This is a genomic window from Candidatus Protofrankia californiensis (assembly GCF_900634765.1).
Lineage (GTDB): Bacteria > Actinomycetota > Actinomycetes > Frankiales > Frankiaceae > Protofrankia > Protofrankia californiensis.
The window spans coordinates 4,625-5,916 of sequence record NZ_CAAAFT010000180.1 but is presented as its reverse complement, the minus strand read 5'-3'; the positions used below and the strand labels follow the sequence as shown (position 1 = coordinate 5,916).

General features: G+C 60.5%; 2 protein-coding genes. Both read right to left on the bottom strand.

The window, feature by feature from the left end; genetic code table 11:
- Positions 1–31: 31 nt before the first annotated feature.
- On the bottom strand, positions 32–922 hold the full coding sequence (locus tag DD1DGNOD_RS10020; RefSeq protein ID WP_241255624.1) for an IS3 family transposase: 891 nt from the start codon (positions 920–922) through the stop codon (positions 32–34).
- Between the two features lie 17 nt (positions 923–939).
- The gene (locus DD1DGNOD_RS29205; protein ID WP_241255623.1) at positions 940–1,230 is read right to left on the bottom strand and encodes a transposase; all 291 of its coding nucleotides are present in this window, start codon (positions 1,228–1,230) and stop codon (positions 940–942) included.
- Positions 1,231–1,292: the final 62 nt, after the last annotated feature.

Sequence of the window (1,292 nt, the reverse complement as noted above, 5' to 3'; positions counted from 1 at the left end):
GGAGGGTTCCCGTTTTCGTAGACAGTGTTAACTATGCCGCACGAAGGCTCCGTGTGTCAAATTCCGCCTCAAACTCGGTGGGCGTGAGATAGCCGATCGAGGAGTGTATCCGTTGACGATTGTAATATACTTCCACGTATTCGAAGACGCCCACCCGGACGCGGTCGACGGTGTCGAATGGGTGGAGGTGGACAAACTCCTTCTTGAGAGTCGCCCAGAAGGATTCCGCGGCGGCATTGTCGAAACAGATACCGGTACGACCAACGGAATTCCGGACGTTGTTATCGCGGCAGAATGCGACGAAATCGTGGCTCGTGTACTGGCTGCCCCGGTCAGCGTGGAATATCACCCCGTCGGGTGGCTGCCGGCGGGTGACAGCCATACGTAGCGCTTCTACGACGAGCTCGGTACGCATGTGGTCAGCGACGGCCCAACCGACGACTTTTCGAGAGAAAGCGTCGATGACGGATGCCATGTACACCCAGCCGTCCCAGGAGCGAATATAGGTGATATCGCCGAACCACAGCCGGTTCGGTGCGGACGCGGTGAAGTCCTGGCCGACCAGGTCGGGTAGGCACGCCGGCTCGGCGGCCTGGACCGTCGTCACCGGCCGTCGGGGCCTGGGATGCACGCTGACCAGGCCCATCGCGGCCATCAGCCGCTGGACCCGCTTGTAGGCGACGGCGACACCCTGACGGCGAAGCTCGTGGAAGATCCGCCGCACGCCGTACCGCCCCTCGTGACGATCAAAGATCGCCCGGATCATGGTTGACAAAGTGGCGTCGTCTTTCTCCCGCTGGGACGGGCCGCGCTTCTTCCACGCATAGTAACCCTGTCGAGAAATGTCAAGTTTCTGGCACATGTAGTCGACGGGGAACGTGTCCACACCGTCGGCGGACGCAGGCTTCCTCGGAGCATGAATCGAGATGAACTCGAACTTTACCTCTGCTCGCTCGCGAAGAAGCTCGCCGCTTTTTTTAGGAAAGCGATGTCCATCTGCGCCTGCGCGTACTTCTTCCGGAGCTCCTCAAGTTCCGCACGCTCCGACAGCGACAGCGACCGCTCCTCGGCCCCGCCGTCTTCCTTCGCTTTCTTCACCCAGTTTCCCAACGTGGCCTCGTGGATACCCAGACTCTTCGCGACCTCGGCCGCCGACCGGCCCGAGTCGAACACCAATCTTACAGCCTCGGTCTTGTACTCCTGAGTAAACTTCCGCCGTGTTGACCCCATCGCCATCCTTCCCTATGGACAGTGAATCTCAAGTTCGCTGTCCACGGAAGCGGGATCGCTCC